Here is a 255-nt window from a genome sequence, read left to right on the forward strand (position 1 = left end):
GTGGTTTCCTGATTTCTGGTTTCTCGGTCGGCGCTGTGATTGCCGCCCAGGTTTACAGCCTGGTGGTTCCTGTCTGGGGATGGCGTGCGCTGTTCTTCATCGGCATTCTGCCAATTATCTTCGCCCTCTGGCTGCGTAAAAATATCCCGGAAGCGGAAGACTGGAAAGAGAAACACGCAGGTAAAGCGCCGGTACGCACTATGGTGGATATTCTCTACCGGGGCGAGCATCGGGTAATTAATATTCTGATGACGA

The 255-nt window shown here is 52.9% G+C and carries 1 pseudogene; it reads left to right on the forward strand.

Features of this window, described 5'->3' with window-relative positions:
* Positions 1 to 255, forward strand: a pseudogene (locus FDX22_RS31760) (MFS transporter); the annotation flags it as partial.

The organism is Citrobacter sp. TBCS-14 (genome assembly GCF_005280805.1).
Taxonomy (GTDB): Bacteria; Pseudomonadota; Gammaproteobacteria; order Enterobacterales; family Enterobacteriaceae; genus Citrobacter; species Citrobacter gillenii.